The 25303-nt window shown below is 55.4% G+C and carries 25 protein-coding genes; 14 read left to right on the forward strand and 11 right to left on the reverse strand.

What is annotated here, in order from left to right; translation table 11 throughout:
* Window positions 1-83: 83 nt before the first annotated feature.
* On the forward strand, window positions 84-1520 hold the full coding sequence (locus tag ABH912_RS08920) for an amidase (protein WP_429510423.1): 1437 nt from the start codon (window positions 84-86) through the stop codon (window positions 1518-1520).
* Between the two features lie 2 nt (window positions 1521-1522).
* On the opposite strand, the gene ABH912_RS08925 is transcribed toward ABH912_RS08920, so the two are convergent.
* The 4 genes from ABH912_RS08925 to ABH912_RS08940 all read right to left on the reverse strand — a co-directional run bounded on the left by ABH912_RS08925 (window position 1523) and on the right by ABH912_RS08940 (window position 5664).
* A complete protein-coding gene (locus ABH912_RS08925) occupies window positions 1523-2230 on the reverse strand; it encodes a phosphoribosyltransferase (RefSeq protein WP_429510424.1) in 708 nt (235 codons plus the stop codon).
* A 192-nt stretch (window positions 2231-2422) separates the two neighbouring features.
* The gene (locus tag ABH912_RS08930) at window positions 2423-3070 is read right to left on the reverse strand and encodes a hypothetical protein (RefSeq protein ID WP_429510425.1); all 648 of its coding nucleotides are present in this window, start codon (window positions 3068-3070) and stop codon (window positions 2423-2425) included.
* Window positions 3071-3664: 594 nt separating this feature from the next.
* The gene (locus ABH912_RS08935; protein WP_429510426.1) at window positions 3665-5008 is read right to left on the reverse strand and encodes a sensor histidine kinase; all 1344 of its coding nucleotides are present in this window, start codon (window positions 5006-5008) and stop codon (window positions 3665-3667) included.
* Window positions 5005-5664: a response regulator transcription factor gene (locus ABH912_RS08940; RefSeq protein WP_033060168.1), complete on the reverse strand. Its 660-nt coding sequence runs from the start codon at window positions 5662-5664 to the stop codon at window positions 5005-5007. The genes ABH912_RS08935 and ABH912_RS08940 overlap by 4 nt, the downstream gene beginning before the upstream one ends.
* A gap of 132 nt (window positions 5665-5796) precedes the next feature.
* Between ABH912_RS08940 and ABH912_RS08945 the strand changes: the two genes are divergently transcribed.
* The 5 genes from ABH912_RS08945 (at window position 5797) to ABH912_RS08965 (ending at window position 10615) form a co-directional block, all read left to right on the forward strand.
* A complete protein-coding gene (locus tag ABH912_RS08945) occupies window positions 5797-6120 on the forward strand; it encodes a PepSY domain-containing protein (protein ID WP_033060166.1) in 324 nt (107 codons plus the stop codon).
* A gap of 92 nt (window positions 6121-6212) precedes the next feature.
* A complete protein-coding gene (locus ABH912_RS08950; protein ID WP_429510427.1) occupies window positions 6213-6683 on the forward strand; it encodes a DUF2271 domain-containing protein in 471 nt (156 codons plus the stop codon).
* Between the two features lie 25 nt (window positions 6684-6708).
* On the forward strand, window positions 6709-8889 hold the full coding sequence (locus ABH912_RS08955; protein WP_429510428.1) for a PepSY domain-containing protein: 2181 nt from the start codon (window positions 6709-6711) through the stop codon (window positions 8887-8889).
* Complete coding sequence (locus tag ABH912_RS08960) at window positions 8873-9844, forward strand: FAD:protein FMN transferase (RefSeq protein WP_429510429.1); 972 nt, start codon at window positions 8873-8875, stop codon at window positions 9842-9844. Before ABH912_RS08955 ends, ABH912_RS08960 begins: the two co-directional genes overlap by 17 nt.
* A 69-nt stretch (window positions 9845-9913) precedes the next feature.
* Window positions 9914-10615 (forward strand): VIT1/CCC1 transporter family protein, encoded by a 702-nt coding sequence (locus ABH912_RS08965; RefSeq protein WP_429510430.1) that lies wholly within the window; start codon window positions 9914-9916, stop codon window positions 10613-10615.
* Between the two features lie 49 nt (window positions 10616-10664).
* On the opposite strand, the gene ABH912_RS08970 is transcribed toward ABH912_RS08965, so the two are convergent.
* Complete coding sequence (locus ABH912_RS08970; protein ID WP_429510431.1) at window positions 10665-12023, reverse strand: MATE family efflux transporter; 1359 nt, start codon at window positions 12021-12023, stop codon at window positions 10665-10667.
* Window positions 12024-12389: 366 nt separating this feature from the next.
* Between ABH912_RS08970 and ABH912_RS08975 the strand changes: the two genes are divergently transcribed.
* The 4 genes from ABH912_RS08975 to ABH912_RS08990 all read left to right on the forward strand — a co-directional run bounded on the left by ABH912_RS08975 (window position 12390) and on the right by ABH912_RS08990 (window position 17445).
* Complete coding sequence (locus tag ABH912_RS08975; protein ID WP_429510432.1) at window positions 12390-13835, forward strand: ABC-three component system protein; 1446 nt, start codon at window positions 12390-12392, stop codon at window positions 13833-13835.
* Entirely contained in the window at window positions 13828-14526 is a 699-nt protein-coding gene (locus tag ABH912_RS08980; protein ID WP_429510433.1) for an ABC-three component system middle component 1, read from the forward strand. Before ABH912_RS08975 ends, ABH912_RS08980 begins: the two co-directional genes overlap by 8 nt.
* A 9-nt stretch (window positions 14527-14535) precedes the next feature.
* Window positions 14536-16941 (forward strand): AAA family ATPase, encoded by a 2406-nt coding sequence (locus ABH912_RS08985; RefSeq protein WP_429510434.1) that lies wholly within the window; start codon window positions 14536-14538, stop codon window positions 16939-16941.
* A 231-nt stretch (window positions 16942-17172) separates the two neighbouring features.
* Window positions 17173-17445, forward strand: a complete 273-nt coding sequence (locus tag ABH912_RS08990; protein WP_429510435.1) for a hypothetical protein — start codon at window positions 17173-17175, stop codon at window positions 17443-17445.
* Window positions 17446-17582: 137 nt separating this feature from the next.
* Here ABH912_RS08990 and ABH912_RS08995 read toward each other — a convergent pair whose 3' ends face one another.
* Complete coding sequence (locus tag ABH912_RS08995; protein WP_429513076.1) at window positions 17583-18125, reverse strand: histidine phosphatase family protein; 543 nt, start codon at window positions 18123-18125, stop codon at window positions 17583-17585.
* A gap of 135 nt (window positions 18126-18260) precedes the next feature.
* Window positions 18261-19115: a LysR substrate-binding domain-containing protein gene (locus ABH912_RS09000; protein WP_429510436.1), complete on the reverse strand. Its 855-nt coding sequence runs from the start codon at window positions 19113-19115 to the stop codon at window positions 18261-18263.
* Between the two features lie 106 nt (window positions 19116-19221).
* On the opposite strand from ABH912_RS09000, the gene ABH912_RS09005 reads away from it, so the two are divergent.
* The gene (locus ABH912_RS09005) at window positions 19222-19926 is read left to right on the forward strand and encodes an FMN-dependent NADH-azoreductase (RefSeq protein WP_429510437.1); all 705 of its coding nucleotides are present in this window, start codon (window positions 19222-19224) and stop codon (window positions 19924-19926) included.
* Here ABH912_RS09005 and ABH912_RS09010 read toward each other — a convergent pair.
* On the reverse strand, window positions 19903-20229 hold the full coding sequence (locus ABH912_RS09010) for an AzlD domain-containing protein (protein ID WP_429510438.1): 327 nt from the start codon (window positions 20227-20229) through the stop codon (window positions 19903-19905). The two genes, ABH912_RS09005 and ABH912_RS09010, sit on opposite strands and share 24 nt — an antisense overlap.
* Window positions 20226-20966 (reverse strand): AzlC family ABC transporter permease, encoded by a 741-nt coding sequence (locus tag ABH912_RS09015; protein WP_429510439.1) that lies wholly within the window; start codon window positions 20964-20966, stop codon window positions 20226-20228. The genes ABH912_RS09010 and ABH912_RS09015 overlap by 4 nt, the downstream gene beginning before the upstream one ends.
* Window positions 20967-21101: 135 nt before the next feature.
* Between ABH912_RS09015 and ABH912_RS09020 the strand changes: the two genes are divergently transcribed.
* A complete protein-coding gene (locus ABH912_RS09020) occupies window positions 21102-22055 on the forward strand; it encodes a LysR substrate-binding domain-containing protein (protein ID WP_033060139.1) in 954 nt (317 codons plus the stop codon).
* A 2-nt stretch (window positions 22056-22057) separates the two neighbouring features.
* On the opposite strand, the gene ABH912_RS09025 is transcribed toward ABH912_RS09020, so the two are convergent.
* Together ABH912_RS09025 and ABH912_RS09030 are read right to left on the reverse strand one after the other, a co-directional pair.
* The gene (locus tag ABH912_RS09025; RefSeq protein ID WP_429510440.1) at window positions 22058-22405 is read right to left on the reverse strand and encodes a cupin domain-containing protein; all 348 of its coding nucleotides are present in this window, start codon (window positions 22403-22405) and stop codon (window positions 22058-22060) included.
* A gap of 267 nt (window positions 22406-22672) precedes the next feature.
* Window positions 22673-23890: an MFS transporter gene (locus ABH912_RS09030; protein WP_033060136.1), complete on the reverse strand. Its 1218-nt coding sequence runs from the start codon at window positions 23888-23890 to the stop codon at window positions 22673-22675.
* A 129-nt stretch (window positions 23891-24019) separates the two neighbouring features.
* On the opposite strand from ABH912_RS09030, the gene ABH912_RS09035 reads away from it, so the two are divergent.
* The gene (locus tag ABH912_RS09035; RefSeq protein WP_429510441.1) at window positions 24020-24658 is read left to right on the forward strand and encodes a TetR/AcrR family transcriptional regulator; all 639 of its coding nucleotides are present in this window, start codon (window positions 24020-24022) and stop codon (window positions 24656-24658) included.
* Window positions 24659-24900: 242 nt separating this feature from the next.
* The gene (locus ABH912_RS09040) at window positions 24901-25263 is read left to right on the forward strand and encodes a DUF6463 family protein (RefSeq protein ID WP_429510442.1); all 363 of its coding nucleotides are present in this window, start codon (window positions 24901-24903) and stop codon (window positions 25261-25263) included.
* Window positions 25264-25303 lie beyond the last annotated feature (40 nt).

Below are 25303 nucleotides of genomic sequence, written 5' to 3' on the forward strand. Positions count from 1 at the left end.
ACGGTACATTCCAAACCGCTTTTATGGGCTAATCGTGGCGACTGCACACACCTATGATCGGGTCTCTCAACAGGAGTCCCCCCATGAACTTGAATGAATACGCTTCCTACGACGCCATCGGCCTGGCCCGACTGGTAGCGAACAGTGAAGTCACTGCTGCGGAACTGGCCGACCTCGCGATCAAAGCCGTGCAACGGGTCAACCCGCAGATCAACGCGGTCATCGAACACTGGACGCCCACCGTGACGGAGGGCACTGGCCCGCTGGCCGGCGTGCCGTTTCTGATCAAAGACCTGGCGATCACCTCGGCCGGACGTCGCGTCGAACTGGGCAGCCGTCTCGCGCAAGGTCTGGTGGCGGAGTCGGACTCGTTCCTGATGCAGCGCTTCAATGCGGCCGGCCTCGCCACCCTCGGACGCACAACAACGCCGGAAATGGCCTTCAGCACCGAGACCGAATCCGCTCTTCAAGGCCCGACCCGCAACCCGTGGGACACGCGACGCTCGGCCGGTGGATCAAGCGGCGGTTCCGGTGCAGCGGTCGCTGCCGGCATCGTGCCGATTGCCCACGCCACCGACGCTGCGGGTTCGATCCGCGTGCCGGCCGCCTTCAATGGTCTGGTCGGGCTCAAGCCCTCCCGTGGCCGCACCTCGAACGGTCCGGCGCTGGATGAAGTGTTTGCCGGGTTCGGCGTGCAACTCGGGCTGTCGAGAACCGTGCGCGACAGTGCGGCGCTGATGGACGTCGTCCAGGGGTATTCGCCAGGCGATCCTTACTACACCGCCGCACCCGCCGAGGGTTTTCTGGCGCAGGTGGGCCGTGATCCGGGACGGTTGCGCATCGGGTTGCTCGACACACCGTGGAATGGCGCCGCGCTCGACAGCGAGATCGCCGAGGCGACACAGACTGTCGCCCGTGAACTGGAAACCCTCGGCCATCACGTTGAACGCGTCAAAGCACCACTGGGCACCTCGTGGGAATCGTTTGTCGAAGCCAATGCCCACATCTGGTGTGCAACGCTCGTGCGCTGGATCGATGGTTTGTCTGCAGCCACCCAACGGCCCATCGACCTGAGCACCCTGGAACCCGCCACCCTCGCCTGCTACGCCTACGGCCAACACGCCCGCGCGACGGCGTTCGCCGGAGCGCTGGAAGTGCGCAACCTCATTGCTCGCAGTGTGGCGGGTTGGTTTGACGACTTCGACGTGCTGCTGACCCCGACGCTGCCGCGCCTGCCCCAGGCCCTCGGCACCTACAGCGTCGGCGCAGCAGCCATGGACGGTCTGCAATGGACCGCCCGGGTGTTCGAGCACTCGCCGTTCACGCCAGTGTTCAACGTGGCGGGGACGCCGGCGATATCGTTGCCGTTGGGCATGTCCCACGCGCAAGGACTGCCCATTGGCCTGCAATTCGCCGCGCGATTCGGGGCGGAAGAGGTGTTGTTGCGATTGGCGGGGCAATTGGAACAGGCGCTGCCGTGGAATCAACGCAGACCTGAGGTCTGGGTCGGCAACGCTTGAGATCAAAGATCGTGGCCTGATCCGCCGGAGCGTTGCTGCGCGGAACTGGATTCTCGCAACCACGCCCGCTGCAACAGCTTGATGACCTCGGCATCCGAGGTCTGGGTGAAGTCCATGTACCAACGACTGATCGACATCATCCAGTCGGGAAGGATCGGGCATATCAGCTCATCCACTTCCCTGCGCAGCGCCTCCGCCGTTTCAATCGGCGCCACCGGCACGGCGACGACGATGCGAGACGGCGCGTGCACACGCACTGCGTGGATCGCCGCCATCATCGAGGCGCCTGTCGCCAGGCCGTCGTCGATCAGGATCACCACTTGGTCCTTGAGTTGCACAGGCGCGCGCGTTCCCCGGTAAACCTGCTCGCGGCGTAGCAGCTCCCGGGTTTCCCGTGCGACGACGTCATCGAACGTGGCCGGGGCAATCGGGTGAACCCGCAGCGCCTGTTCATTGAGGATTTGGATGCCGCCGCTGGCGATGGCGCCCATGGCAAATTCTTGATGAGACGGAACACCCAGCTTGCGCACCAGCATCAGGTCCAGACGAACGTCCAGTGCCGCGGCCACTTCATAGGCCACCGGCACACCGCCACGGGGCAAGGCGAGGATGATGACATCGGGTCGATGCGCGTATTGGAGTAACGGCTCCACCAGACGTCGACCGGCAGCGGCCCGGTCCTGCAGAATGGTGGGCGATGAGGGACTCATTTGAAAACCTCCTCAGGCGATCACGCCTGTCGGTTCGCATCACACGGTCACTCAGAATTGTCGGTCTGACGGTGGCTGACATCAAGCTCAGCCATGATGCACGCGCCTGTCCTTAAAATACAAAACGCCCGATGCAGTGCATCGGGCGTCAGGGTGAAACAGGTGTAAACCTGTTTCAGGACTAGGCAAGGCCTAACATGCGCTCGCTACTGTCCGTGGAGAAATAACGACGGAGTCCTGTGTTTTCAAACGCTGAGTCAACACCAGCATCGTCAGGAAACCCAGTGCAATCAGTACCGGATACGCCATCAACAGTTCAGAAAGGGAGTACTTCCACGCCAACGGGCGCCCGACGCCCAGCATGGCCGCATACATCCAGGACACGGCCGACAGCGAGCCGCAGAACAGCGCCAGCATCCGTGCGCTGAAGCCAAGATTGAGCAACGAGCCGGCCTTTTGCAGCGCGGGCAGTACCAGGCGATGCAACAAGATGCCGTTGTAACTCAGCAACACGACAATAATCACTTTGGCGTGCAGCTTTGGATTCATAAAGTAACTCATACCTTTTTCCAGGTAATCGATACCGATGACAGCGGCACCCGTCACCCACAACGCTATCAATGCAGCGATGACAGACTTCTGAAGACTTTCCATGTGAGCATTATCATGCTCAGTGAATGTCTTCCGTTTCAACAAGTCTCTGACCATCGCAATATCACTGGTCAATACCAAACCAATGGCCACACAACACGACACTAAATGAACGTAAATAACGCCCAATCGCAAAAATTCCATGCACTCTTTATTTTCGAGCAGGCTCATAATTGTATTTATCGCCACGGTACTTTCTCCACCTTATTCGATAGTACAGATCGATATTCAACAGGGCATTCAACTCTTCAAAACCCTGCGCGATCTTACTTTTATAAGATATGCCAACTCATAGACCTGGCACTGCTTAGCCCATTGATTCGCCTGGCAAATCAATGACCGGCTTATGTATTGCCTCCTGAATTTCAGATAAAAAAATCCCCATTAGCATTCAATGCACATGAGGTTAATTGTCCACTTCTTTTCTGCGGCTGCAGGAGCAGGTCTTGGGTGACGTGCTGCAGGATCAGAGGCCGGGGATCCCGGAATGTTCATTTTTTGAGCAAACTACCGACAAACGGTGGTTATGTGAAAGACCTTCGCACCACAGTAACTCGTGCACTTCTCCGAAACGCCCATGGTAACTAGCCTGGTGAATAACATAAGCATAAAACAGTGCTTATTGGATCCATGAGTTGTGACGATGCTCACAACAAGTGCAATAGCGATCCACTCTCATTCATGACTGACACGCCAACTAATAGTCATACCTTTCGCATAAAAAGCCCACTGACTTTATCGAGGGTCCGGACAGCACGTTAATGTCACTGTCCGGCACCGCCCTCAGCCTTCGACCGTCGACGCGAGCGCAAACCAGACGCAGACTTCGAATCCATCCGTCCGACCTGTCGCCGGCGATACCAACCGTATTTTCGCGTTGACGCCCTGCACAATGGTTTGGGCAATCGCCAACCCCAACCCTGAACCACTGGTTTCACTGTTGCCCCGCACAAAGCGCTCGGTGAGCCGCTGCAACACCAGCTCGGGCACCGGCGGGCCACCATTGACCACACGCAGCAGCGCCTGGTCGGTAAGACTGACTTCGACCGGTTGATCCGCGGCGCCATACTTGAGCGCGTTCTCGATCAGGTTGCGCAACAGGATGGCGAAGGCGTCCGGATCAATCGTCGAGTACACGCTCGTCTGGGTTGGCAGGTGCAACTCGATCCGGTGCCCACTGCTGTGGTTCCACTCATCGACCCCATGAGCCAGCAACGGAATGAGGTCCTGGGGCGTTTCGGACAACAGCCCCCCCCCCTCGGCCTTGGCCAGCTGCATGAGTTTTTCCGAGAGCCGCGTCAGTTCGCGCAATGAATTTTCGATTTTAGCCGCCCGTAACCGCAACGGGCCTTCGGGCGCTTCGTGACGCAAACGCTGGATCTGCGCCAGGGTCGCGGCCAGCGGCGTGCGCAGTTCATGGGCGCTGTTGGCAGTAAAGCTGCGCTCGGTCTCCAAGGCCTTGCGCAAGCGCTCCAGCAGATGATTGACCGCCTCGGCCAACGGGGCGATTTCCGCCGGCAGTCGCGCCACGTGGATCGGCGACAGATCACCCACGCCGCGAGCTTCCACAGCACGACGATACGCCAATACACTGCGCAGGCTGATGCGCACAAACATCCAGGTGCCAAACAGGCTGATGGGAATCAGCGCCAATAACGGCAACAACAAGGCAAGCAACGCTTCCCGCGCGGCTTCACGGCGATGTTCCAGAGGTTCGGCGATTTCGATGAATACCGTCTCGCGCAGCGCACTGGCGCCATACAGACGGTATTTTTGAGTGGTTGAAAAGCCTTCGGCCGGTTGTTGATTGAAGATCTTCGGGTTGGCGTCGTGGGACTGCATCAGGATCTCGCCCTTGGCATCGCGCACCAGATACGTCAGGTATTCCTTGTGCATTTTCAGGGTGGCGACATGTTGTGCCTCACTGGGGTTTTCCCGGTTGCTGATTTCCAGCACGGCCAGGGGCAGGATGCGCTGCGCGGTCTCTTCCAGCGCGCTGTCGAACGCCTCGTTCAATTCATGTTGCACCACCAGCCAAGCGCCGACGGTCGCCGCCAGCCAAAGTAAGGTCGTGCCCAACGTCAATCCCAGGCCGAGACGTTTTTGCAGGCTTGATGACGGCTTCATGCGGACATCAACCGATAGCCCATGCCCCGCACGGTTTCAATCAGGTCGCGCCCGAGCTTTTTACGCAGACGGCTGATATAGACCTCGATGGTATTGCTCTCGATTTCGGCGCCGAAGGCATACAGCCGTTCTTCTAGCTGCGACTTGGACAGCAGCGCGCTGGGGCGCTGCACAAACGCCTCGAACAGCGCCCATTCCCGCGCCGTGAGGTCTACCGTCGCACCGCCCCGCTGCACCGTACGGGCACTCATGTCGACCTGCAAATCACCGAGTTTGATCTGCGGATTGGGGTTGCCGCTATAACGCCGGGCCACCGCCGCCACACGGGCCGAGAGCTCAAACAGGTCGAACGGTTTGACCAGGTAGTCGTCGGCGCCCGCGTTGAGGCCAGCGATACGATCGGAAATCTGATCCTGGGCGGTCAGGATAATCACCGGGGTCACGTCCCCTGCCGAGCGTTGCTGACGCAAAAAATCCAGCCCGCGACCGTCCGGGAGCATCAGGTCCAGCAGGATCAGGTCGTAAGGCGTGGTGCGCACGCTGTTGCGCGCATGGTCCAGGCGCTGCACCCAATCGACTGCGTGACCGTCATCGGCGATCTGCTCGCGCACCGCCTCCCCCAAACCTGGTGCGTCCTCGACCAATAAAACCCGCATCTGGCACCTCCTGCGATGGTTGTCGTGCAGCACCTTAAACGCCTTACCTGACGTGAATCTGAAGATTCAGCTGGTTGTCAGGAATGCACCTTAGGGTATGCCACAGACGCCGACCTCGGCAGGAGACAGATCATGAAATCAGGTTTTATTGCCAATGCCGCGCTGTTGAGCCTGCTGCTCAGCGGTTACGCCCTGGCCGATGACGACTGCAGCGACCCGGTGAGCGACTGGCAACCGCGCGAAACCTTGCGTCAGCAGGTCGAGCGGCAGTACGGCTGGAGCGTGCAGCGCATCAAGGTCGACGACGGTTGTTACGAGCTCAAGGGGTTGGACCGCAAAGGCAATGCCATCGAAGCCAGCTATTCACCGGCATCGCTGCGCCTGCACACACTCGAGATCCATTTCCGGGATGACGGCGATGCCAGGGACTACCTCGGCAGCCCGCTCACCGAATGACGCCTCACCTGTCGATGAGTTTTTCCTGCGTTTCAGGTTGCTGTCAGCAAGCAGGTCCAGGCTCTCGACCTAACGATCAAAAGGACACCGCCATGAAAAAGATCATCGCAGCAACCTGCCTCGTTGGCGCCATTGCCCTGCCGGGGCTGGCCCAGGCCCGTGAAGTGACCTTGACCACACAGCTCAAGGACTACAGCGGCAATGATGCCTACCTGGCGATCTACGTCACCGACGCAAATGGCCAATACCAGAAAACCCTCTGGGTGGCCGGCAAGAAGGCCAAATATTACAAGCACCTGGGCGACTGGGCCCGTGGCAGCGGGATGAACCCGAGCGAATTCGATGGGGTTAGCGGCGCCAGTGTCGGCAGTGGGCGCACGCTCAAAGTCAGCGTCGAACTGGCAGACACCCTGATTGATGCCGGGTATCAGATCCGCATCGACAGCGCCGTCGAGGACAAACGTGACGCCCGCGGCGATGTCAGCGTGCCCCTGACGGCCAAGGGCGCAGGCAAGCCGGCGACCGGCAGTGCCTACGTCGACTCCTTTACTTACGATCTGTAGCACCCGCCATCTCTGGAGGCTGAACATGCTTCGTCAGTTCCATTCCCTTCCTGGCCTGATCGCCGCCCTGTTGGTCATGTTGTTGGCCATCAGCGGCGCGATCCTGTCTGTCGACCCGGCGCTGGAACGCCTGCACAGCACGTCCACTCCTGCCGGACAACTCAACGTCGGCCAACTGGCCGGGCGCGTTACCAGCCACTTTCCGGGCGTGGAGCAGATCCAGCGCTCAGCGTCCGGCACGGTGATCGTCTACTACAACCAGAACGGCCAGGCCGGGGCGGAAAAGGTCGACCCATTGACCGGCCAAGGCCTCGCCCCTTACGAGCCATCCGCGCTCTCGCGCTGGGTGAAAGACCTGCACCGATCGCTGTTCCTTGGCACGCCGGGCCATGGAGTTTCGGGTGTCGGCGCGCTGTTCATGCTGATGCTGTCGGTGTCCGGTGCGCTATTGCTGGCCCGGCGCCTGGGTGGCTGGCGCAACCTGCTGCGGCCACTGCGGGGCACCTTCAGCCAGCGCTGGCATGCTGAAGTCGGGCGACTGGCATTGCTCGGGCTGCTGCTGTCGGCATTGAGCGGGCTCTACATGTCCGCCACCACCTTTGGTTTTATCGCCGACGGCAGTCAACGTGAACCCGCCTTCCCCGCCCACATCAGCGTCGGCCCGGCCTTGCCGGTGGCGAACCTGCAAGCCTTGCAGGCCACCGACCTGAACGACTTGCGCGAACTGGTCTACCCAAGCCCCGGCAACCCGCGCGATGTGTTTTCCCTGCGCACGGCCCAGGGCGACGGCTACGTGGATCAGGCCAGCGGCGCCTTGTTGTCCTATCAAGCCCACGACTCGATGCACAACCTCTACGAATGGATCTATCAGCTGCACACCGGCGAAGGCCTCTGGTGGCTGGGCCTGCCGCTTGGGCTCTGCGCCCTCTGCGTGCCGCTGATGAGCGTGACCGGCATCCTGTTGTGGTGGCGCCGCCGCAAGGCTGGCCCGAACATCCGCCACAACAGCCCTGCCCACTCCGCCGACAGCGTGATTCTGGTGGGCAGTGAAAACAACAGCACCTGGGGCTTTGCCAGAACCTTGCACGACGCCTTGCACCAGAGTGGCCATCAGGTGCATAGCGCGGCGATGAATGAATGGGTCGGCGATTACCGCAATGCCCAACGGGTGTTCATCCTCACCGCGACCCACGGTGACGGCGATGCACCGGTCTCGGCTTCGCAGTTCCTGGCGCGGCTGGCCAACACCGGCCTCAAACCCGGCCTGCCCTTTGCTGTGCTGGGCCTGGGCGACCGCCAGTTTGCGCAATTCTGTCAGTACGCCCATCAGGTGCAGGACGCGATGCTGCAGGCCGGTGGCTCGCCATTGCTGGAGCTGGAAACCGTCAACCGCCAATCCTCTCAGGAGTTTGCGCGCTGGGGCCTCGCGTTGGGCGAAGTGTTGGGGCAGGACCTGACGTTGGTTCACACCCCGCAGCAGCCGCGTACGCATCAATTGCAGCTGACAGAGCGCATTACCTATGGCGAACAGGTGAATGCGCCGACCCATGTGCTGCGCTTCAAAGCACCCAACGAGCTGCCGGGCTTTCTGGCCGGTGACCTGGTCGGGATTCTGCCCCCGGGCAGTCCGATCCCACGTTTCTACTCGCTGGCCAGCGGTTCGCAGGACGGCGAGCTGGAGATCTGTGTGCGTAAACACAGCGGTGGCATGTGCTCGGAACTCCTTCATGGCCTGAACATCGGCGCGCAAATCGAAGCTTTTATCCAGCCCAACCCGCAATTTCGTCCGGCATCGGGCACGCACCCGGTGATCCTGATCGGCGCCGGTACCGGTATCGGTCCTCTGGCTGGTTTTATCCGCAACAACAAGGCTCGACACCCGATGCACTTGTATTGGGGCGGGCGCAACCCGGCCTCGGATTTCCTCTATGAACCGGAGCTCAACCAATACTTGTCGGACCGACGCCTCACGGCACTGCGCGCCGCCTTCTCTCAGGTACAGGACCGCAGCTACGTGCAAGACCGGCTGATCAGCGATGCCCTGGCCTTGCGCCGACTGATTGAAAAAGGTGCCCAGGTGCTGGTGTGTGGCAGCCGCGAAATGGCCAAAGGCGTGATGCAAGCCCTCGATGAAGTGTTGGCGCCTCTCAACCTGAGTGTGCTGACCCTCAAGGCACAAGGACGCTACCGTGAAGACGTCTACTGAGTTGCAGCGTTATAGCCTGAACGGCGAAACCATGGGCACCCGCTACACCGCCCTGTTTTATGCCGGGGCCGGGATCGATACCGACGAAGTTAGTCATCACCTGGCGCGCGCCGTGGCCCGGGTGGACCAGCAAATGTCCACCTGGAAACCCGACTCGGACCTCAATCGCCTCAACGCCGCCCCCGAGCACGAATGGGTGTCCGTGCCCAAGGAACTGGCGACGGTGCTGTCTGCTGCATTGCGCGTCAGTCAGCAATCCGGCGGCGCTTTCGACATCGCTGTCGGTGACCTGGTTAACGCCTGGGGCTTCGGTCCCGGGGAGCAGACGATCACAGAGCAGGCGATTGGCACGATTGCGCCCCGCGCCCGGCTGTTAGCCAGCGCCGCGTTGGTGGTTGAGCCGCAACGCAATCAGGTGCGCAAGCGCGTGCCGCTGAACCTTGATTTGAGTGGCATCGCCAAAGGTTTTGGCGTTGATGAACTGGCTCGTTGCCTGGAGGGTTTGGGCATTACCCGCTACCTGGTCGGCATCGATGGCGAGATGCGCGCCCTGGGCGTCAAACCTGACGGCCAGTGCTGGGCCGTGGCCCTGGAAAAGCCCAACCGGGGCGTGCGTGAAGTCATGGGAGTGATGGAACTTAGCGATGCCGCAATCGCAACCTCCGGGGACTATCGACACTGGGTCGACGTGGCCGGTCAATCCTATGCTCATACCATGAACCCGGCCACCGGCGCACCGCTGTGCAACCCGCTCGCCGCCGTCACCGTGGTGGCGGCCTCGTGCATGCTCGCCGATGCCTGGGCCACGGCGCTGATGGTTCTGGGCGAAACCGAGGGCCCACGCCTGGCTCAGGAACGCGGGATGGACGCGTTGTTCGTGCTGCGCGAGGGTGAACAGTTCAAAGAAATATCCATTGTCGGCGGCCAGTTGCAGGCGCAGATTGAAACCCGTTGACGCCGATTGCCGGACCACTCGGAGCCCGTCCGACTGGAACCGCCTAATGACAGTGAGTCCCGTTAAACAATGAAATTCATGCACAGGCACACCGAGGCACACCGAAGCGATCGTATCGGCTGGCTGCGCGCCGCCGTCCTGGGCGCCAACGATGGGATTGTCTCTACCGCCAGTCTGCTGATCGGCGTCGCGGCCGCCAACGCCAGCCACGCTACGTTGCTGGTCACCGGAATGGCGGGGCTGATGGCCGGCGCCATGTCCATGGCCGCAGGCGAGTACATTTCCGTGCACTCCCAGGCCGATACCGAGCGAGCCGATCTGTCCCGCGAACGGGCAGAACTGGCGAGCGACCCGAAAGCCGAACACATCGAGCTCGCCAACATCTACATGCATCGCGGCGTATCACCGGAACTGGCGCATCAAGTGGCCGATCAATTGATGGCCCATGACGCATTGGGCTCTCACGCCCGGGACGAGCTGGGCATCAGCGCCACCCTCACCGCCAAACCCTTGCAGGCCGCCCTGGCCTCCGCCGCCAGTTTCGTAGTGGGTGCCGCGTTGCCTCTGGCCGTGACTTTTTTCGCGCCGCAGCACAGCGTCGGGCCCTGGATATCGGCCATGTCGCTGGTGTTTTTAGGGTCATTGGGCGCCATTGCCGCCAAGACAGGCGGAGCCAATGTCATAACCGGCGCCTGGCGGGTGACATTCTGGGGAGCTCTGGCCATGGGTATTACGGCGCTGGTGGGGCATTTGTTTGGCGCAGTGGTCTAGCGGGGGCGTCCTATCTAGTCCTGGAATAGGTTTACACCTGCTTCACCCCCTACACCAACCGCTCAATCTTCTGATGCTGCCAGACCATTTTGTAATACGCCGTCTGCAACACCAGCATCCCCAGATACGCCACCGGAAACGCCATCCACACACCCTGCAACCCGAAGTGCCCGTCCAGCACATACGCCACCGGCAACTGCACCCCGACCACACACACAATCGAAATCGCCATCGGCACCAGCACGGAGCCACTGGCGCGCATGATGCCGCCGACAATCGCCTGGAAGCCGAACACCAACAGACTCCACAGCATGATGTGCAACAGATGCTCCGCCTTCGCCCGGGTGGAATCATCCGTGAGGAACAACCCCAACAACCAGTGCGACAACAGATAACCCAACACCACCAAGCCACCGGTCAGGCACACATTGATCAACAACCCCGTGCGCAGAATCGGCCCCATGCGCTCAAGGCGCCCTGCCCCAATCGCCTGAGCGCCGAGGATCGACGCCGTGATCGCAATCGACAGCGCCGGGAACTGCACGTAATTGACGATCTGCGTCACCGCGCCATACGCCGCCGTCGCCTGCGAACCGTGCTGATTCACCAGCGCCAGAATCACCAACTCCGACACCGACAACACCACCATCTGCAACCCGGTCGGCAACCCGATGCGCAACACCTTGCCGAGAATCACCAGGTCCAGCCGCATCGCCGCAAACATCTCCCGATCCGGCGCCAACGGATGCCCCTTGCGAATCAACCGCCACGCCAGCCACCCCATCGCCGACAAGTTACCCGCCAACCCCGCATACGCCGCACTCTGAATCCCCATCATCGGCAACCCGAACCAACCCCGAATCAACGCCGGCGTCAGCGCCAACCCGATACAGGTCGACACCACCAACGCAATCAACGGCGACACCGTATCGCTCACCCCGCGCAGGAGTTGAGTGAAGAGCACGTAGACCAGCAGCGACGGCATGATCCACATCATCACGTGGGCATAGGACACGGCGTCGTCGATAACGTCGGCCGGCGTGCCCAAGCCCTCCAGGGCTGGCCTTGCGAAAACGCTGCCGAGTACGGCTGCTGTCAGGCCGATCATTGCGCCTAACAGCAAGGTTGTACCGGCGATGGTCTTCACCAGATGCGGCTCACGCGCGCCCCAGGCTTGGCCAATGAGCACACCAGCGCCAGCGCCGAGGCCGATGACCAGGGCGATGAAGAAGAAGACGATGGGGAACATGCCGGACACGGCAGCCAGGGCTTGGGTGCCGAGCATTTGGCCGATGTAGATGCTGTTGATGGTGCCCGACATGGATTGGAGGAAATTGGAGAGGACCATGGGGGCCAGGAAAAGGAGGTAGGTTTTCCAGAGAGGGGGTTGGGTTGAGGGGGTTTGCATGGGTGAGGGGCTCTCGAATCGCCATTTAGTAAAAAGAAATCTATTCATGAAAAAAAATCGCAGCTACGAAAAAGTAGCGGATTTTGACTCTCTCGCAGATACCTGAGATGCGAACACACGTTAAAGCACAAAAACAGAGGACCGAAATTGAGATCCGTACTGGAGCTGCCTAGTTTTTACTCCGTGGAGACGATGCTGTCCCAAAGCTCAGATCCTTTAAATGCAACTGAGTATGCTCAATTTTTGAGTGCTCTATGGCAGAAAAAAAACGTAAGGTGAGATCGATGGCCATTTGATACCCTCACAAAACGTAGGCATGTGTCCTTGTACGCTTGCCAGTTCTACAGATGAGAAAGGGACTTTGACATGGCTCATGACGCCTCGCCCTCTTGGAGCGGCTTTAACTACCAAGGAAAAGTAGCGATCTACTATGCGCTTAGCGTAATAAATGAAAAACTAAGCACCAACGTAAAATTTGACTTTACACCTTATGAATTGGTCCTTGAAAACACCGAAGACTTTGAAATTCTAGCAACCAAAAAAACAATTTCTCTGCACCAAGTAAAGGCTCTTCAAGACTCGAGCTTTAGCAGCTACCAGAACGCTCTTTTTGGAATAGCAATAGAACTTAAAAAAGAACAAAATGCCAAAGGCTACATTCACACTTGGAAAAAAATAAACCCGAATCCAACAAAAACATTAACTGAGTCTATAGCAGACGATATAGCTAACGTAGTAACCGAATACAGGTACGCTGCGGACAAAAGCAAAACAGTTATTGGAAACGTGTTGGGCAACTCAAAAAACCCGAGAAAAAAAACTGCAATATTACGCTTAGCGTTTCCGGGTATATTACCTGACAAAATAGAAAACTTCCTCTGTGATATTTGCACATATAAAGACACTGCACTATCTAGACTTAACAACTTCACATACCCTGATGGAAATGAATATTGCGAGCTCGAAGAAATAAACACCAAACTGAAAACAGAACTATCTAAAGCATTTCTTAAAAAATCAGTTGTAAACAGCGAGAAGCAAATCAATAACGCCTTTAATTACTTTCTTGGAACGATTGACAAACACATTACCGAGCGCCACTTAACAAAGAAAGAAAAAGATATTCTATCTATACCTTTCACCAAATTAATAGAAATCATTGAAAACGACTTCGAAGATGTAAGCTCTCAATATTTAGCTTTTCAATTCAAAAATCAATTTCTAGAAAAGTTTGATGAGTTTATGAGCTACCCAGAACTCTACAAGCAACCGTTATTAGATGAGGGGGTAAGCTGCAACCTACGATCTATAAGTTCTTTGCTTTCAATATTATCTCCCGAAGTTCTTTGGGAGCATTATAAATGCTTCTGCCCTCACCAAAGCTTTGACATATCAAATAATTTAACAACCGCCCTAAACGTCAATATGGATAGCGTATTGTTCGTATTGATGAAAATATTTCATGAAATAGATTTCAATAAAACCATTCATAGTTCCAGCACATCGCGACTCGTTTACCAAACTCCTCTACGACCTGGAGATCAGTATCTTCCCACAACGATCAACGCAGATCATTTCCCTGCAAAAATCGCTAGAGGGATAATTGACAACCCAAACATGATCGAGGCGTTATTTGAGATTAATACTTTGATTTATGATGGAAAGCTTATTGAAAAACTTCCAACACAAACTACCACACACATATTGGCTCCAACAGCCGTAGGGGCTGATACAAGAGAAAGAAGAGAAGAGATACTAAGCAATCTTCGATTAATCCCAACAAGCCAAGCCAAGGTAGAACTTAATGCTTAGCGAGATCTTGCGAAACATTTTCATCAACCATAAATTTGCCGAAGTACCGACAAATCTAAATATCGACAACTACAAACTTTCTATATTCAAGCCTCTTCCAGAGTTAGAAAAACAAGAATATTTCGCAATTATAGAAAGTCTAGAACAGTCGGAGGCCGCGACACATTTTATTTTTGATGAGTTGAGCGATCTCTTGTTCGAAAAGCTTCGCACGTTAGACAACATAGAAAGTTACTTCATAAAAAACTGCACATTAATCATTTGCTGCGAGAAATCAAAAACCTCAAACAAACTTATACTTTCAATAGAAGAGGACCCTTATAACTTCAAGAAAAATATCATCACCTATACCAACGGCGAAATCACGAGCTTAAATGAGATAATAAATACGCAAGAGTTAAATCTAACGAACGAGCAGATAAACAACATTATCAACGGGGAATCAGGGAATCTATTTCGTTCATTCAAAGAAAAAAGCAGCAACATAAATAGCTACTACTCCCTAATACTTAAGATCGTCGCGAAGATTCCGTTCATAACATATACACCAGCAAAAAAAAGCCTGCACGACTTAGATGGAGACATTGAAAAAGAGCTAACTAAAGAACAGCAAGCACTATATCTAAAAAGCCTAGACATCGATTTAAACGCATCCGACAAAGAAATCGAAGCTTTAATTCTTAACCTCTAGGACAAAAAAATGACAATACTAAAAAAAATAACCGTAAAGAATTTCAAACTTTTCGGTGCCGAGCCATACACCATAAATTTTGGCGACGCTCAACTAATTTTAATGGACGGCCCAAATGGTTACGGAAAAACCTCCATATTTGACGCAATAGAGTTAGCACTCACAGGAAATATATCTAGGCTTATAACTTTAGAAAGCAGACAAACCCCCACTGACATCGTTGTTGCATACAACAACGCAAAAGACGTTGAAGTAATTATTGAAATCGAAGGAGAATCAGCAACAACCATCATTCGAAAGCTAAAAAACCCACTACCCAAAGAAGCTAAAAAAATATCAAAATTCCAGGAACTATGGGATATCTTTGTAAAAAAAGGCGATGAATGGATCGGCATTACTCAACCCACACTAAATACTTATTTTCAAAATGAAAACTTTACTCGGGACTTTCATTTATTCCACTACATACAACAAGAAGAAACAGCTCGCTTCTTAAAATCAAAAAATGAGATACAGCGAGCAGAAGAACTATCCAAACTTTTTGGAGACACCAAAGGAGCTGAGGAAAAGCTTACGAAGCTATTAACAATTCAAAAGAAAGTGGACTCAATGAAGTTAGATTCATTTCGAGAAATATCCACACTAAAACAAACCCACGACATTACAAACGTCTCCGAGCTCACCTCTCAAATTCAAATCGACCATGAATATTTACTTCCTTGGCTGTCTATTACAGCCAAATCACCCGAATGGGACATTCCCATATCCGAAGCTCTATCGCAAGAAAAACTCAATACAGCGCTAGAAACCCTATCGCAAATATCCTCATTCTTACTATTTAAAGATCAATACTTAAAAGAGCGTAAATACGCACGAAGCGCACAAGAAAAAGATGTGATAAAACACTACATAAAATTTTATAACGCGCTAAACAAACAAGAAATATATATAGACCTGCATTACAAAATAAAAACACTAACAAAACTCCTCGCCATTGTTAACGACAAAAAACTTACCCAGCTATCTGAATTTATAGAACTACAGTACGCATTCGAAGTAATAGACTCACACGAATTTCAGCTTTTCCATGAAGCGTTAGCAGAGTTGATTTCCGAAGAACAGAAAAGCGATGGAATCAATAAGCTTTACGTCGCATTGATTAAAGAGCGAGACACTTTAAGCCAGCATCTTTCTCAGTTAAACAATGAAGATAATTGCCCCCTTTGTGGACAACACTACGAAGATCATGACTCCCTAATTGTTAACGTGGCCGCCCATGGGCAACTATTGCGCACTTTACTTGGTGATCAAGAGCAAAAAACCGTAAGGCTTAGAGATGAGTTTGTCGCCAGCAAACTCACTCCTCTTCAAGAAAAAATTACTGCCTTTATTAGCATTCATAGCACACCATCCGACGATGAAATCATTGAACTTTCTAATGCATTGAATATAAAGGAGCGAATCATAGGGCTCCATAACTGGCTAATAAATGAGGGAATAGAACACTTAGATCTACTTGAAATAAAGCTACCTGCCTCACGTAATGAAAGCGAAATTAACGAACGCGTGAACACCCTATCAGGTCGGATTCGAAACACTGCAAATATCACCGATGAAAAATACCACGAAGCAAATCTTGGTAATATATTCGACTTGGTTTACCGCGATTACTTCAACAACAACCCCGCTTTGACCGGTTCGATCTCCGAAGAGGCGCTGGAGAAAAAAATAAGTTATCTAAAGGCACAATTCTTTAGATCAATTCACACCATAATCATGGATCTCAACGCACTTGAAGAAAAGCAGGAAAGACTAAAAACCATTAAAGACGAATTATCCGAAATCATTCAGTCAGTACGCACGCAAATCAGACAGTATCGAAAACGCCTTATCACCGATATTGAAATCCCATTCTATATATACTCCGGAAAAATACTCCAAACACATCAAGCTGGTCTCGGACAAGGAATCTTGATCAAAGACCCTACTGGTGGTGAGGAGCTAAAAAACGTGAGATTAGTTTCAAATTGGGATAGTGATCACGACATCATGAACACCATGAGTTCGGGCCAGATCTCGGCAGTTGTAATCGCACTAACCCTAGCATTGAATAAAGTTTACGCAAAGAATTTTTCACCGATTTTAATTGATGACCCCGTCCAAACTATGGACGATATAAACATGTCTTCTCTTGTTGAACTACTGAGAAATGAATTCGGGCACAAACAGATCATACTATCCACACATGAAGATAAAGTTTCTAAATACCTAATCTACAAGTTCCTAAAACACCACAAATCAGTTAAAAAAGTCAACGTGATGGAGCGCAGAGAGTACATGCCCACCAACCAGTTTATTTACAACACCGCACCTCCCACATCAGGTAGCCCAACAGACTTTATAGAGCCGAATTAAAGCTTCGTTGCTGATGGATATCAGCACAAAAGTTCATCCCAGCTTGATTATTAAAGATAACAATCAAGCTGGGGCAATCTCTCAGCTATTTCCTACGCCAATTTCAGAAGCATCCATCTACTTTCGCTTTGGTGGTCAAATCTATAGTTCACCTCGTCGCCCACCCAGCGACCAGGTTTGGCGACCTGCAGATCGGATGAGTCCTCATAAATCTGATTCGGAGTTTTACCTATGGAAAGATACATGCCCCTCACCGGAATCGACCTGATCCCGGCTTCCCTGCTAATCGACACCCAAGCCCCACTCGACGTCCTGCAAGCCATGGCCGATTACCGCATCCGCACGGTCACGCAGGTGCTGGAAAACATCGCCCACCGCGCCGAACTCGGTTGCGACACGGTAGTGCTTTCGGACTTTTCCAAACTGCTGGTAATTCCATTACGCGATGGCTGTGACTTGATGGATGTAATCGGCCGGCGCTTGCGGGCTCAAGTAACGGAATAAACGAAAACGGGCGCCGTGAAGGCGCCCGTTTTTTTGTGTCCGCAAACAATGAGCTGCGCCAGCATCCACCGGACTGTCAGCGTCTGGCGAATACGCGCCAGGCAATATCCGTCATTTGGCTAATCAAAATATATGCCTCAACTATGACTCGTTCGGTAGGTCGCAGCGCTCCAGTATCGATTGCCGGTACTTGTGTGGCGAGTCCATCCAGCAGCTTCCAGCTGCTTTGCGATCATTCGGTTCATGAATCCATGACCGAGCAGAAGAACTGAGCCTTCACCGCTAAGGGACTGAAGTCGTTGTGCTGCCTCAATGGCCCGTACCCTCGCCTTGCGGGCAGACTCAACATTCCCGGAGAAACCGCACAACCATAAAATACGAAGAATAAATGCCCACGTGAAGGGTGAAAGTCGCGGCAGTGCCCATCGTCCATAGGGTAACTGTGCCTCGCAAAAAATCTCATCCACGAGGGTGGGTTGAAGGCCCAAGGCCCGGATAGAGGTGAGCGCACGAGGCGCGCTGCTTGAGACAATTACTTTGGCGGTAGCGGCCAGTTCCAAACTCGCTTTAGGGGCAGGCTGGTTCGCAATTTCGGATAAGTCGTATTGCTCAATCCAGCGTTTCATACCAAGTGCTGAAACCTTGTCGAAGGTAGCCAGATTCGGCTGACCATGACGCATTAAGATAATTTCTTTGCCCACTGGAATCACATCCTTGATTTAGCGAACGGAATGCTCGTGCCTGAGCAATCCTGTTTAACGGAGCGCAATAATAACCGCTACCCGAGACGCTCAAGCAAGCCCTTGAAATGACAATCAAGCCCTCCGCGTAGAGCAATACTCCAAAATAACCTGAATAACCGCAGCCACAATCCCCCGATCCGCGTCAGGCGATGTAAACAGCCGACATTGCGCATCCGGCAAATCCGGCAACCCATGCTCTACCCCAACAACCGCCAATCCTTGCCCCAACTGACTGAGTGGCATGGGCGCTACCGCGAAGCCTGCCAGCGCCGCCGCCCGTAACCCGGCGGTGCTGCTGCATAACATCGCCGTGCGTTGGGCGATCCCCGCCTGGGCCAGCCTTGTCAGCGCGGCCTCGCGATAAGGGCACGGCTCGGGGAATAGGGCCAGCGGCAACGGCGTGGGTAACCGGGCGACGGGTTGCGCGGACCAGGCCCACACCAGCGGTTCTTGCCATAGCAACAGCCCCGCTTCGCTGGTTTCGCACAGCGAACCGATGACCACTTCCAGGTGCCCTTGCTTCATCAGCGCCAGCAACGTACCGGGAATGTTCACCTGCACCTCGATCTCCATCCCGGGGTACTGCGCTGCGAAATCCTGAACGGTGCGCAGTAATCGAGACTCGACAAAATCTTCGGACACGCCGATCCGCAGTCGCCCGTGAAACGGCGTGCGTGTCAGGTCTGCCCAGGCATCACGGTTGAGCGCGAGGATCGTGCGCGCATAGGAGACCAGGCGCTCGCCATCGGCCGTCAGTTGCTGGGAACGGGTGGTGCGCGTCAGCAGGGGTTTACCAATCTGTTCTTCCAATCGCCGCACATGGCCACTGACCGCCGACTGAGTCAGGTGCAGCTTCTGGGCGGCACGGCTGAAGCCGTCTTCGTCGACGACGGTGACAAATGTCTTGAGCAGCAGAGCATCGAACATAGTTTTATACGTGATTAATCGAGCAGGAATTTACGATTTATATTTCAAATACAGCTATGTTGCAATGCTCACACCTGCCCTGCTCCCTCATCATTCAAGGTGTGCCATGACGACTCTTCTTCATATTCAGTGTTCTCCACGCAAGCAGCGTTCGGCTTCCCTTGAAGTCGCCCGCAGCTTCATTGCGCGTTATCAAGCAAACACCCCGGACACCGAAATCATCACCCTCGACCTCTGGAACATGGCCCTGCCGGAATTCGATGATCTGGCCATGGAGGCCAAATACGCCGGGCTCAATGGCACGCCGTTGACCGCCGCACAACAAGACGCCTGGAACACGTTAAAAGAGTTGGCCAGTCACCTGCACCGCGCGGATGTACTGGTGATGTCTGTACCGCTGTGGAATTTCAGCATCCCGTACAAACTCAAGCACTTCATCGACCTGGTATCGCAGAAAGACATTCTGTTCAGCGTTGACCCGGAACGCGGTCTGGAAGGCATGCTGCACAACAAACTCGCCGTGGTGATGTACGCCCGCGGCCTGGATTTTTCGGCGCAGTCGAGCACACCGGCGGAGCGCTTCGACTTCCAGAAGCCCTACGTGGAAGCCTGGCTGAAATTTATCGGCGTCACGGATGTGCATTCGGTGATTGTGGAGAAAACCATCCTGGGGGAAGACGTTGATCTGCGCGCGCGAGAGGACGCGACTCAGCAGGCCAGGCGCCTGGCAGACAGTTTGTCGCTGACGGCCCCCTGGTTGAGGCCGTCCCGGCTGCTCATTGATTCATTACAAACCGAAAAACCTGAATAGCCACAACCCTCCCATACCCACCGCCAGCGTCAGGACCGTATTGCGAGTCTGCCAGGCGACCCACGCCGCAATAATGGCGGCGGGTATCTGGGGGTTGTTCAACACCAATTCACCCTGCCCGTTGGGGTACACCACGGCGGGCAGCACAAGGGCCGCCAGCACACTCGCCGGTACGTAAAGCAAGGCCCGACTCAGCACTGACGGGATGCGCAACCGGCCATACAGTTCGACAAAAGAAAGGCGCATCGCGAACGTTCCCAAACCGGCCGCCAGGAACATCCCCCACAAGGCTAGATCACTCATGGTGTCTCCCTCTCGACGTCAGGGGTCAGCACATCGCTCAATGGGCGCTTGCGAACACCCTCGATCAACAGACCCGCCATGACCCCGCCGATAGAAGCGGTTATCAGCCCAAGGTTATAGGGCATATTGACCGCCAACACCGCGATCAGCCCGCCAACCGAGGCGGCGGCCAGGCTCGGCGCGCTGCGGATGCCGGGAACCAGAAGCGCCAGAAACGAAAGCGGTATGGCAAAGCTCAATGACCAGGTCTCGGGGATGCTTGCTCCCAGGTAGATGCCTGCCAATACCGACAATTGCCACGACAGCCACATGGCAGAGGCGGTGCCGGCATAGTAGTGGTGTGCGAATTGACCCAGCTCGCCAGAGGAAAGTTTGAGACTGCACAGTGCGTAGGACTGGTCAGAAAGCATGTAGGACAGCGGCCACGTCCAGCGTCGGGGCAAGTGGTGCAGATGGGGAGCCAATGAGGCGCTGTACATGATGAAGCGCAAGTTGATGACCAGGGCCGTCACCACAATCGCCAGCGGCACAACGCCCGTATGGAGCAGTTGCAGTGCAACCATCTGAGCGGACCCGGAGTAGAACAGCAGCGTCATGCCCATGGTCGTGCCGGGCGACATGCCCATGTTGATCGCCATGACCCCCGTCAGCAAACCGAAAGGAACGACACCGGGACTCAATGGAATGAGCGCCCGGACACCTTGCATGAACGCTTCCCTTCCTGATTGGTACGGCATGTCGTCTCCTTGTTTTTGTGTGCGCGGCGCGGGTTCGATTGGCCGTGGTCCGCAGCCCATCGTGCGGTAGAGTGTGGACCCGGAGCCCGATGGGCAGAACCGACTTTTTTTTCGAGAATACAGGTAGTTTTTGTTATGGCTAAAAGCTCCCAGCCTGATCAGGCCCTGCTCTCAATGCCGTCCTTCAAGGCCATGAGATCCTTCGTGGCCGCCGCCAAATATCGGAACTTCACCCGGGCCGCCGAGGCGTTGTGCGTCACTCAGGCGGCGATCAGCCGTCAGATTCGCGAGCTTGAACTCTACTTGGGGACTGAGTTGTTCACACGGACAGGGAGGGAAGTCAGGCTGACGGCGTCGGGCACCGTACTCTTCGATGCTGCACAGCTGTCCCTGCTGAACATCTTTCAAGCGACTGAAAGAATCCGCCGGGAAAAAAGCGATAAGCGCACCCTGACCCTTTGCTGCTCACCCGCCTTGTCGGCGCTTTGGCTATCCCACCGACTAAAAGACTTCTTCAGCGCCCATCCCGACGTCGACTTGAATGTCATCACCACCCAGCATTTTCTGGTGATGGAGCCTGGGATGAATCCGGATATTTTCATCACCAAGAACAGTGATCTGCGCCCCGGCTATCTGCGAATCCCCTTGTTCCATGAAGTCGTCTATCCCGTGTGCACGCCTCGTTATCTGGAGGCTCATCCAGAACTGAAAACCCTGGAGGGCATGCGCAACAGCGTACTGCTGGATTTGAACCCTTATGGACGTTCCCAACTGTCAGAACAGGTCGACTGGAATGTGTGGTTCGCTTTCCAGTCCCACGATCTACAGATCCCGGCCTCGGAAAACCCGCACTACTTCAGCAGCAATGACTACAGCCTGCTCGTGCAAATGGCGCTGGATGATCAAGGCATCGCCTTGGGCTGGGATCATTTGGTGAGGCATCTGGTGCAGCAGGGGCGCCTGGTTCGGCCGGTGACGGAGGAACTGACGCTCAGGGAATCGGTTCAGTATCTGATGATCAATGAGACGAAGGCAGAGGATCCGGCGTGCGGGCGTTTGAAGGATTGGCTGGTTGCTCAGTTCAAGTGAAGTCAGGACTGGATACTGACAATATCGACCGAGATCTCCACCGCCGCAATCGTGCCTCTGTTCTCAAGCCAGTGTGTGGTGTTCCTGTCCTCGGGCCAGCCCACTCCCGGCCCATAATCCGTGGCGACACCATTTCGATGGTCAGTGATCGTGCCTTGCAGAATGTAGACGGTGCCGGGTCTGTCTATATGGTTGTGAATCGGCCCGAAGACGCCTCCAGGCTCGATGGTCACCCTGCGCATTCTAAGTTGGCGCCCTGCCATACCCTCGATCTCAGGCCCCAGGTCAATGGCTGCCAGTAACGTCACCGTAACGCCTTTCGTCTCAGGTGCCGCCTGTTCGGTGCTCATCGCGCGCTCCCCTCTGTATGTACGAGCCTGACTAGAAGTAGAGACGATAAAAGGTGTGATCAGTGGGGAGGCGACAAAGGGTTGATTGTCGCCTTTCGCAACAGGCCGTTATCGGCCAGAGGCGGACATACGTAACCAACAGAAAGCGGTACCCTGAGACTAAGATCGCATCGCTTAAGTGACTGGGTTTTACAAGGGAGCTTTACCAGATGAAAACCTACCATCGATTTAAGGCCGCCCCCTCAGATAGCCGTTTTTTCATGGGGTTCAGTGCCCCGCAACCGCAGGCCTGCCAGCCGCACGCGGGCCCGATTTGAAGCCGTGAACCCGAGCGCTCCAGACAATTGCAAACCCCACGCCCACCAACACCACCATTGCCCATGGAAAAGAGGCGACGCCCCACCTATCCAGCAACACCCCACCCACCACACCACTCCCCGCAATCGCACTATTCCAGGCCACCACATTCAACGACAACGCCACATCCGCCCCCTCCCCGGCCGCATCCGCCAGTGCCGTTTGCAGCAACGTCGCTGCCCCACCGAAGCTCAACCCCCAAACCGCTACGCCGATGTAGATCACCTCAGGCACGCTACCCAAAAAACCTAACATCACGCAAACCGCCGCAAACGCTGCCAAGCTCACCAACACAGTCTTGCGCAACAATGGCTCAACCAATTTGGCAGTCACCCAAATCCCCACCAACGCCGCAATACCAAACACCAACAACACCAAATCCACTTGATCCCCCAGCCCCGCCGACGCCACAAACGGTGCGATGTAGGTGTAGAGAATGTTGTGTGCCAGCATCCAGCTGATCACCACCGCTAGTACAGGTTGTACGCCCGGCGTGGTCAACACGGCGCGCAGCGACATGCGCTGGTGCGCAGCTTGGGGTGGGTAGTCAGGGACTTTCACCAGTACCCAGACGATCAGCACCAGGGTCAGGGCCGACATGATGCCGAAGGTGGTGCGCCAACCCACGAGGCCGCCGAGCCAGGTGCCGAGGGGCACGCCCAGGGACAGAGCAATCGGTGTGCCGACCATGGCCAGCGCCAGCGCCTTGCCCTGTTGATGGGGCGCAACCATGCGGCGTGCGTAGCCGGCCAGCAGGCTCCAGGCCAACCCCGCCGCGACACCGGCGAAGAAGCGCGCCACCAGAGTCACGCCGTAATGGGATGACAGCGCAGTGATGGAATTGAACAGCAAGAAACCGACGATGGTCAGCAGCAGCACGTTACGGCGGCGCCAGTCGCGGGTGGCGATGGTCATGGGGATGACCGCCAGCACCGAGCCCAGAGCGTAAGCGGTGACCATCTGGCCGGCCATGGAGGGGGAAATCGCCAGGCCTTCACTGATCAGCGGTAACAGGCCAGCGGGCAGGGTTTCGGTGACGATGCAGATGAAGCCGGTCATGGCCAGAGCAAGCAACGCGCCGATGGGCAGGCGGTCGGGTGCTGCCGATAAGGTGATTGAGGGTGTCACGGGAGACTCCTTGAGCGAGGACTTCAGATTTAAATACTGATCGATACAAATGTTGAGGGCAGCCAGCGCTTGTTGTCAACGACTTATGTATCGACTAGTATTTATCTCGTTATTCAGAGGAGCCTTTAAATGGCGCAAATGGGCCGCCCCCGCACCTTCGACCGCGACCACGCCGTGGAACAGGCCTTGCACCTGTTTTGGCAACAAGGCTACGACGCGACCTCCCTCGCTCAGTTGAAAGCCGGGCTTGGTGGCGGGATCTCCGCACCGAGTTTTTACGCGGCGTTCGGTTCCAAGGAAGCGTTGTTTGATGAGTGTGTGCAGCGTTACCTGGCGACCTTCGCCCAGGTCACCGAATGCCTGTGGGACGAGAGCCTGCCGCCACGCCAGGCCATCGAGACAGCGCTGCGCCAGTCGGCGCGCATGCAGTGTGAAGAAGGCCATCCCAAGGGCTGCATGGTGACTCTCGGCATGATGAGCGCGCCCAGCCCAGAGAATGCGCGGGTGGTCGATGCCCTGACCCAATCTCGCGCCCGCACTCGCGCGGGGATTTTGGCGTGTGTTGAGCGGGGTGTCAGTGCCGGTCAGTTGCCGGGCAATTTTTACGCGCCCGCGATGGCTACGGTGTTCGACAGTTTCTTGCAGGGTATTTCCATCCTTGCTCGGGATAACACGCAGCATGGGGTCATTGATGCGGCCATCACCCAGATAATGCTGACGTGGGACATGGCTGCCTCTACTGTGCCGCCCACCTTTTGCAATGGTTAAAAGGGGCTGATCGATTTAGCCAATCTGTTGCGTCGACCGGTTGAATCCACAGTCGATTGATGCCGCTGATGACTGGTAGAGAACGGTCAAAAAGTGGACGGTGGACACGGTGATGGCAAATGGGTAGCTTCATTCGCGGGCAGCAGCCCTTGCCGTCACCCATGTTGCGTTTCTCCCTGAGCAATGTCGCATTTGCCGTGACCACTTCTAAGCCAACCTCACCGTTACGGAGCATATAAGACATGTCCAACATCGTCGCATGGACCCTGTTCGCCCTGGGTGTCCTCCATATTCCGTTCGGTATTATCAAGTTCAAAACAGCATTCGCCGCCGCTGTAGACTCTGGCTTCGTTGACCAATTCAAAGCGCACGAAGATCGACGTACTGCCCTCTGGTTTACCATGCTGGGGCCGCTTTTTATGCTCGCAGGGCAGACAGCGATTCACGCCGTAGCCGTTGGCGATCTCGCGCTACTTAAAATGGTTGGCATCTATGTGCTTATGATCTCGATCATTTGCGTCATTGCCATTCCAAAATCGGGGTTCTGGGCAACGCTGCTGGTTTCTCCGCTGATCATCGCGGCAGGGTATGGCTTGTACGCCTGACAAACGGTTCATCCTTCACGATAGGCAACAATCGGCCAAA

Source organism: Pseudomonas sp. BT76 TE3572 (assembly GCF_050435365.1).
In the GTDB taxonomy this organism is placed as follows: domain Bacteria; phylum Pseudomonadota; class Gammaproteobacteria; order Pseudomonadales; family Pseudomonadaceae; genus Aquipseudomonas; species Aquipseudomonas fluorescens_W.

What these genes read in the sequence shown, in the direction of transcription:
- ABH912_RS08920 (WP_429510423.1), top strand. Translation starts at nt 84, where the DNA reads ATGAACTTGAATGAATACGCTTCCTACGACGCCATCGGCCTGGCCCGA.
- ABH912_RS08925 (WP_429510424.1), bottom strand. Translation starts at nt 2,230, where the DNA reads ATGAGTCCCTCATCGCCCACCATTCTGCAGGACCGGGCCGCTGCCGGT.
- ABH912_RS08935 (WP_429510426.1), bottom strand. Translation starts at nt 5,008, where the DNA reads ATGAAGCCGTCATCAAGCCTGCAAAAACGTCTCGGCCTGGGATTGACG.
- ABH912_RS08940 (WP_033060168.1), bottom strand. Translation starts at nt 5,664, where the DNA reads ATGCGGGTTTTATTGGTCGAGGACGCACCAGGTTTGGGGGAGGCGGTG.
- ABH912_RS08945 (WP_033060166.1), top strand. Translation starts at nt 5,797, where the DNA reads ATGAAATCAGGTTTTATTGCCAATGCCGCGCTGTTGAGCCTGCTGCTC.
- ABH912_RS08950 (WP_429510427.1), top strand. Translation starts at nt 6,213, where the DNA reads ATGAAAAAGATCATCGCAGCAACCTGCCTCGTTGGCGCCATTGCCCTG.
- ABH912_RS08955 (WP_429510428.1), top strand. Translation starts at nt 6,709, where the DNA reads ATGCTTCGTCAGTTCCATTCCCTTCCTGGCCTGATCGCCGCCCTGTTG.
- ABH912_RS08965 (WP_429510430.1), top strand. Translation starts at nt 9,914, where the DNA reads ATGAAATTCATGCACAGGCACACCGAGGCACACCGAAGCGATCGTATC.
- ABH912_RS08970 (WP_429510431.1), bottom strand. Translation starts at nt 12,023, where the DNA reads ATGCAAACCCCCTCAACCCAACCCCCTCTCTGGAAAACCTACCTCCTT.
- ABH912_RS08975 (WP_429510432.1), top strand. Translation starts at nt 12,390, where the DNA reads ATGGCTCATGACGCCTCGCCCTCTTGGAGCGGCTTTAACTACCAAGGA.
- ABH912_RS08980 (WP_429510433.1), top strand. Translation starts at nt 13,828, where the DNA reads ATGCTTAGCGAGATCTTGCGAAACATTTTCATCAACCATAAATTTGCC.
- ABH912_RS08985 (WP_429510434.1), top strand. Translation starts at nt 14,536, where the DNA reads ATGACAATACTAAAAAAAATAACCGTAAAGAATTTCAAACTTTTCGGT.
- ABH912_RS08990 (WP_429510435.1), top strand. Translation starts at nt 17,173, where the DNA reads ATGGAAAGATACATGCCCCTCACCGGAATCGACCTGATCCCGGCTTCC.
- ABH912_RS08995 (WP_429513076.1), bottom strand. Translation starts at nt 18,125, where the DNA reads ATGCGTCATGGTCAGCCGAATCTGGCTACCTTCGACAAGGTTTCAGCA.
- ABH912_RS09000 (WP_429510436.1), bottom strand. Translation starts at nt 19,115, where the DNA reads ATGTTCGATGCTCTGCTGCTCAAGACATTTGTCACCGTCGTCGACGAA.
- ABH912_RS09005 (WP_429510437.1), top strand. Translation starts at nt 19,222, where the DNA reads ATGACGACTCTTCTTCATATTCAGTGTTCTCCACGCAAGCAGCGTTCG.
- ABH912_RS09010 (WP_429510438.1), bottom strand. Translation starts at nt 20,229, where the DNA reads ATGAGTGATCTAGCCTTGTGGGGGATGTTCCTGGCGGCCGGTTTGGGA.
- ABH912_RS09015 (WP_429510439.1), bottom strand. Translation starts at nt 20,966, where the DNA reads ATGCCGTACCAATCAGGAAGGGAAGCGTTCATGCAAGGTGTCCGGGCG.
- ABH912_RS09020 (WP_033060139.1), top strand. Translation starts at nt 21,102, where the DNA reads ATGGCTAAAAGCTCCCAGCCTGATCAGGCCCTGCTCTCAATGCCGTCC.
- ABH912_RS09025 (WP_429510440.1), bottom strand. Translation starts at nt 22,405, where the DNA reads ATGAGCACCGAACAGGCGGCACCTGAGACGAAAGGCGTTACGGTGACG.
- ABH912_RS09035 (WP_429510441.1), top strand. Translation starts at nt 24,020, where the DNA reads ATGGCGCAAATGGGCCGCCCCCGCACCTTCGACCGCGACCACGCCGTG.
- ABH912_RS09040 (WP_429510442.1), top strand. Translation starts at nt 24,901, where the DNA reads ATGTCCAACATCGTCGCATGGACCCTGTTCGCCCTGGGTGTCCTCCAT.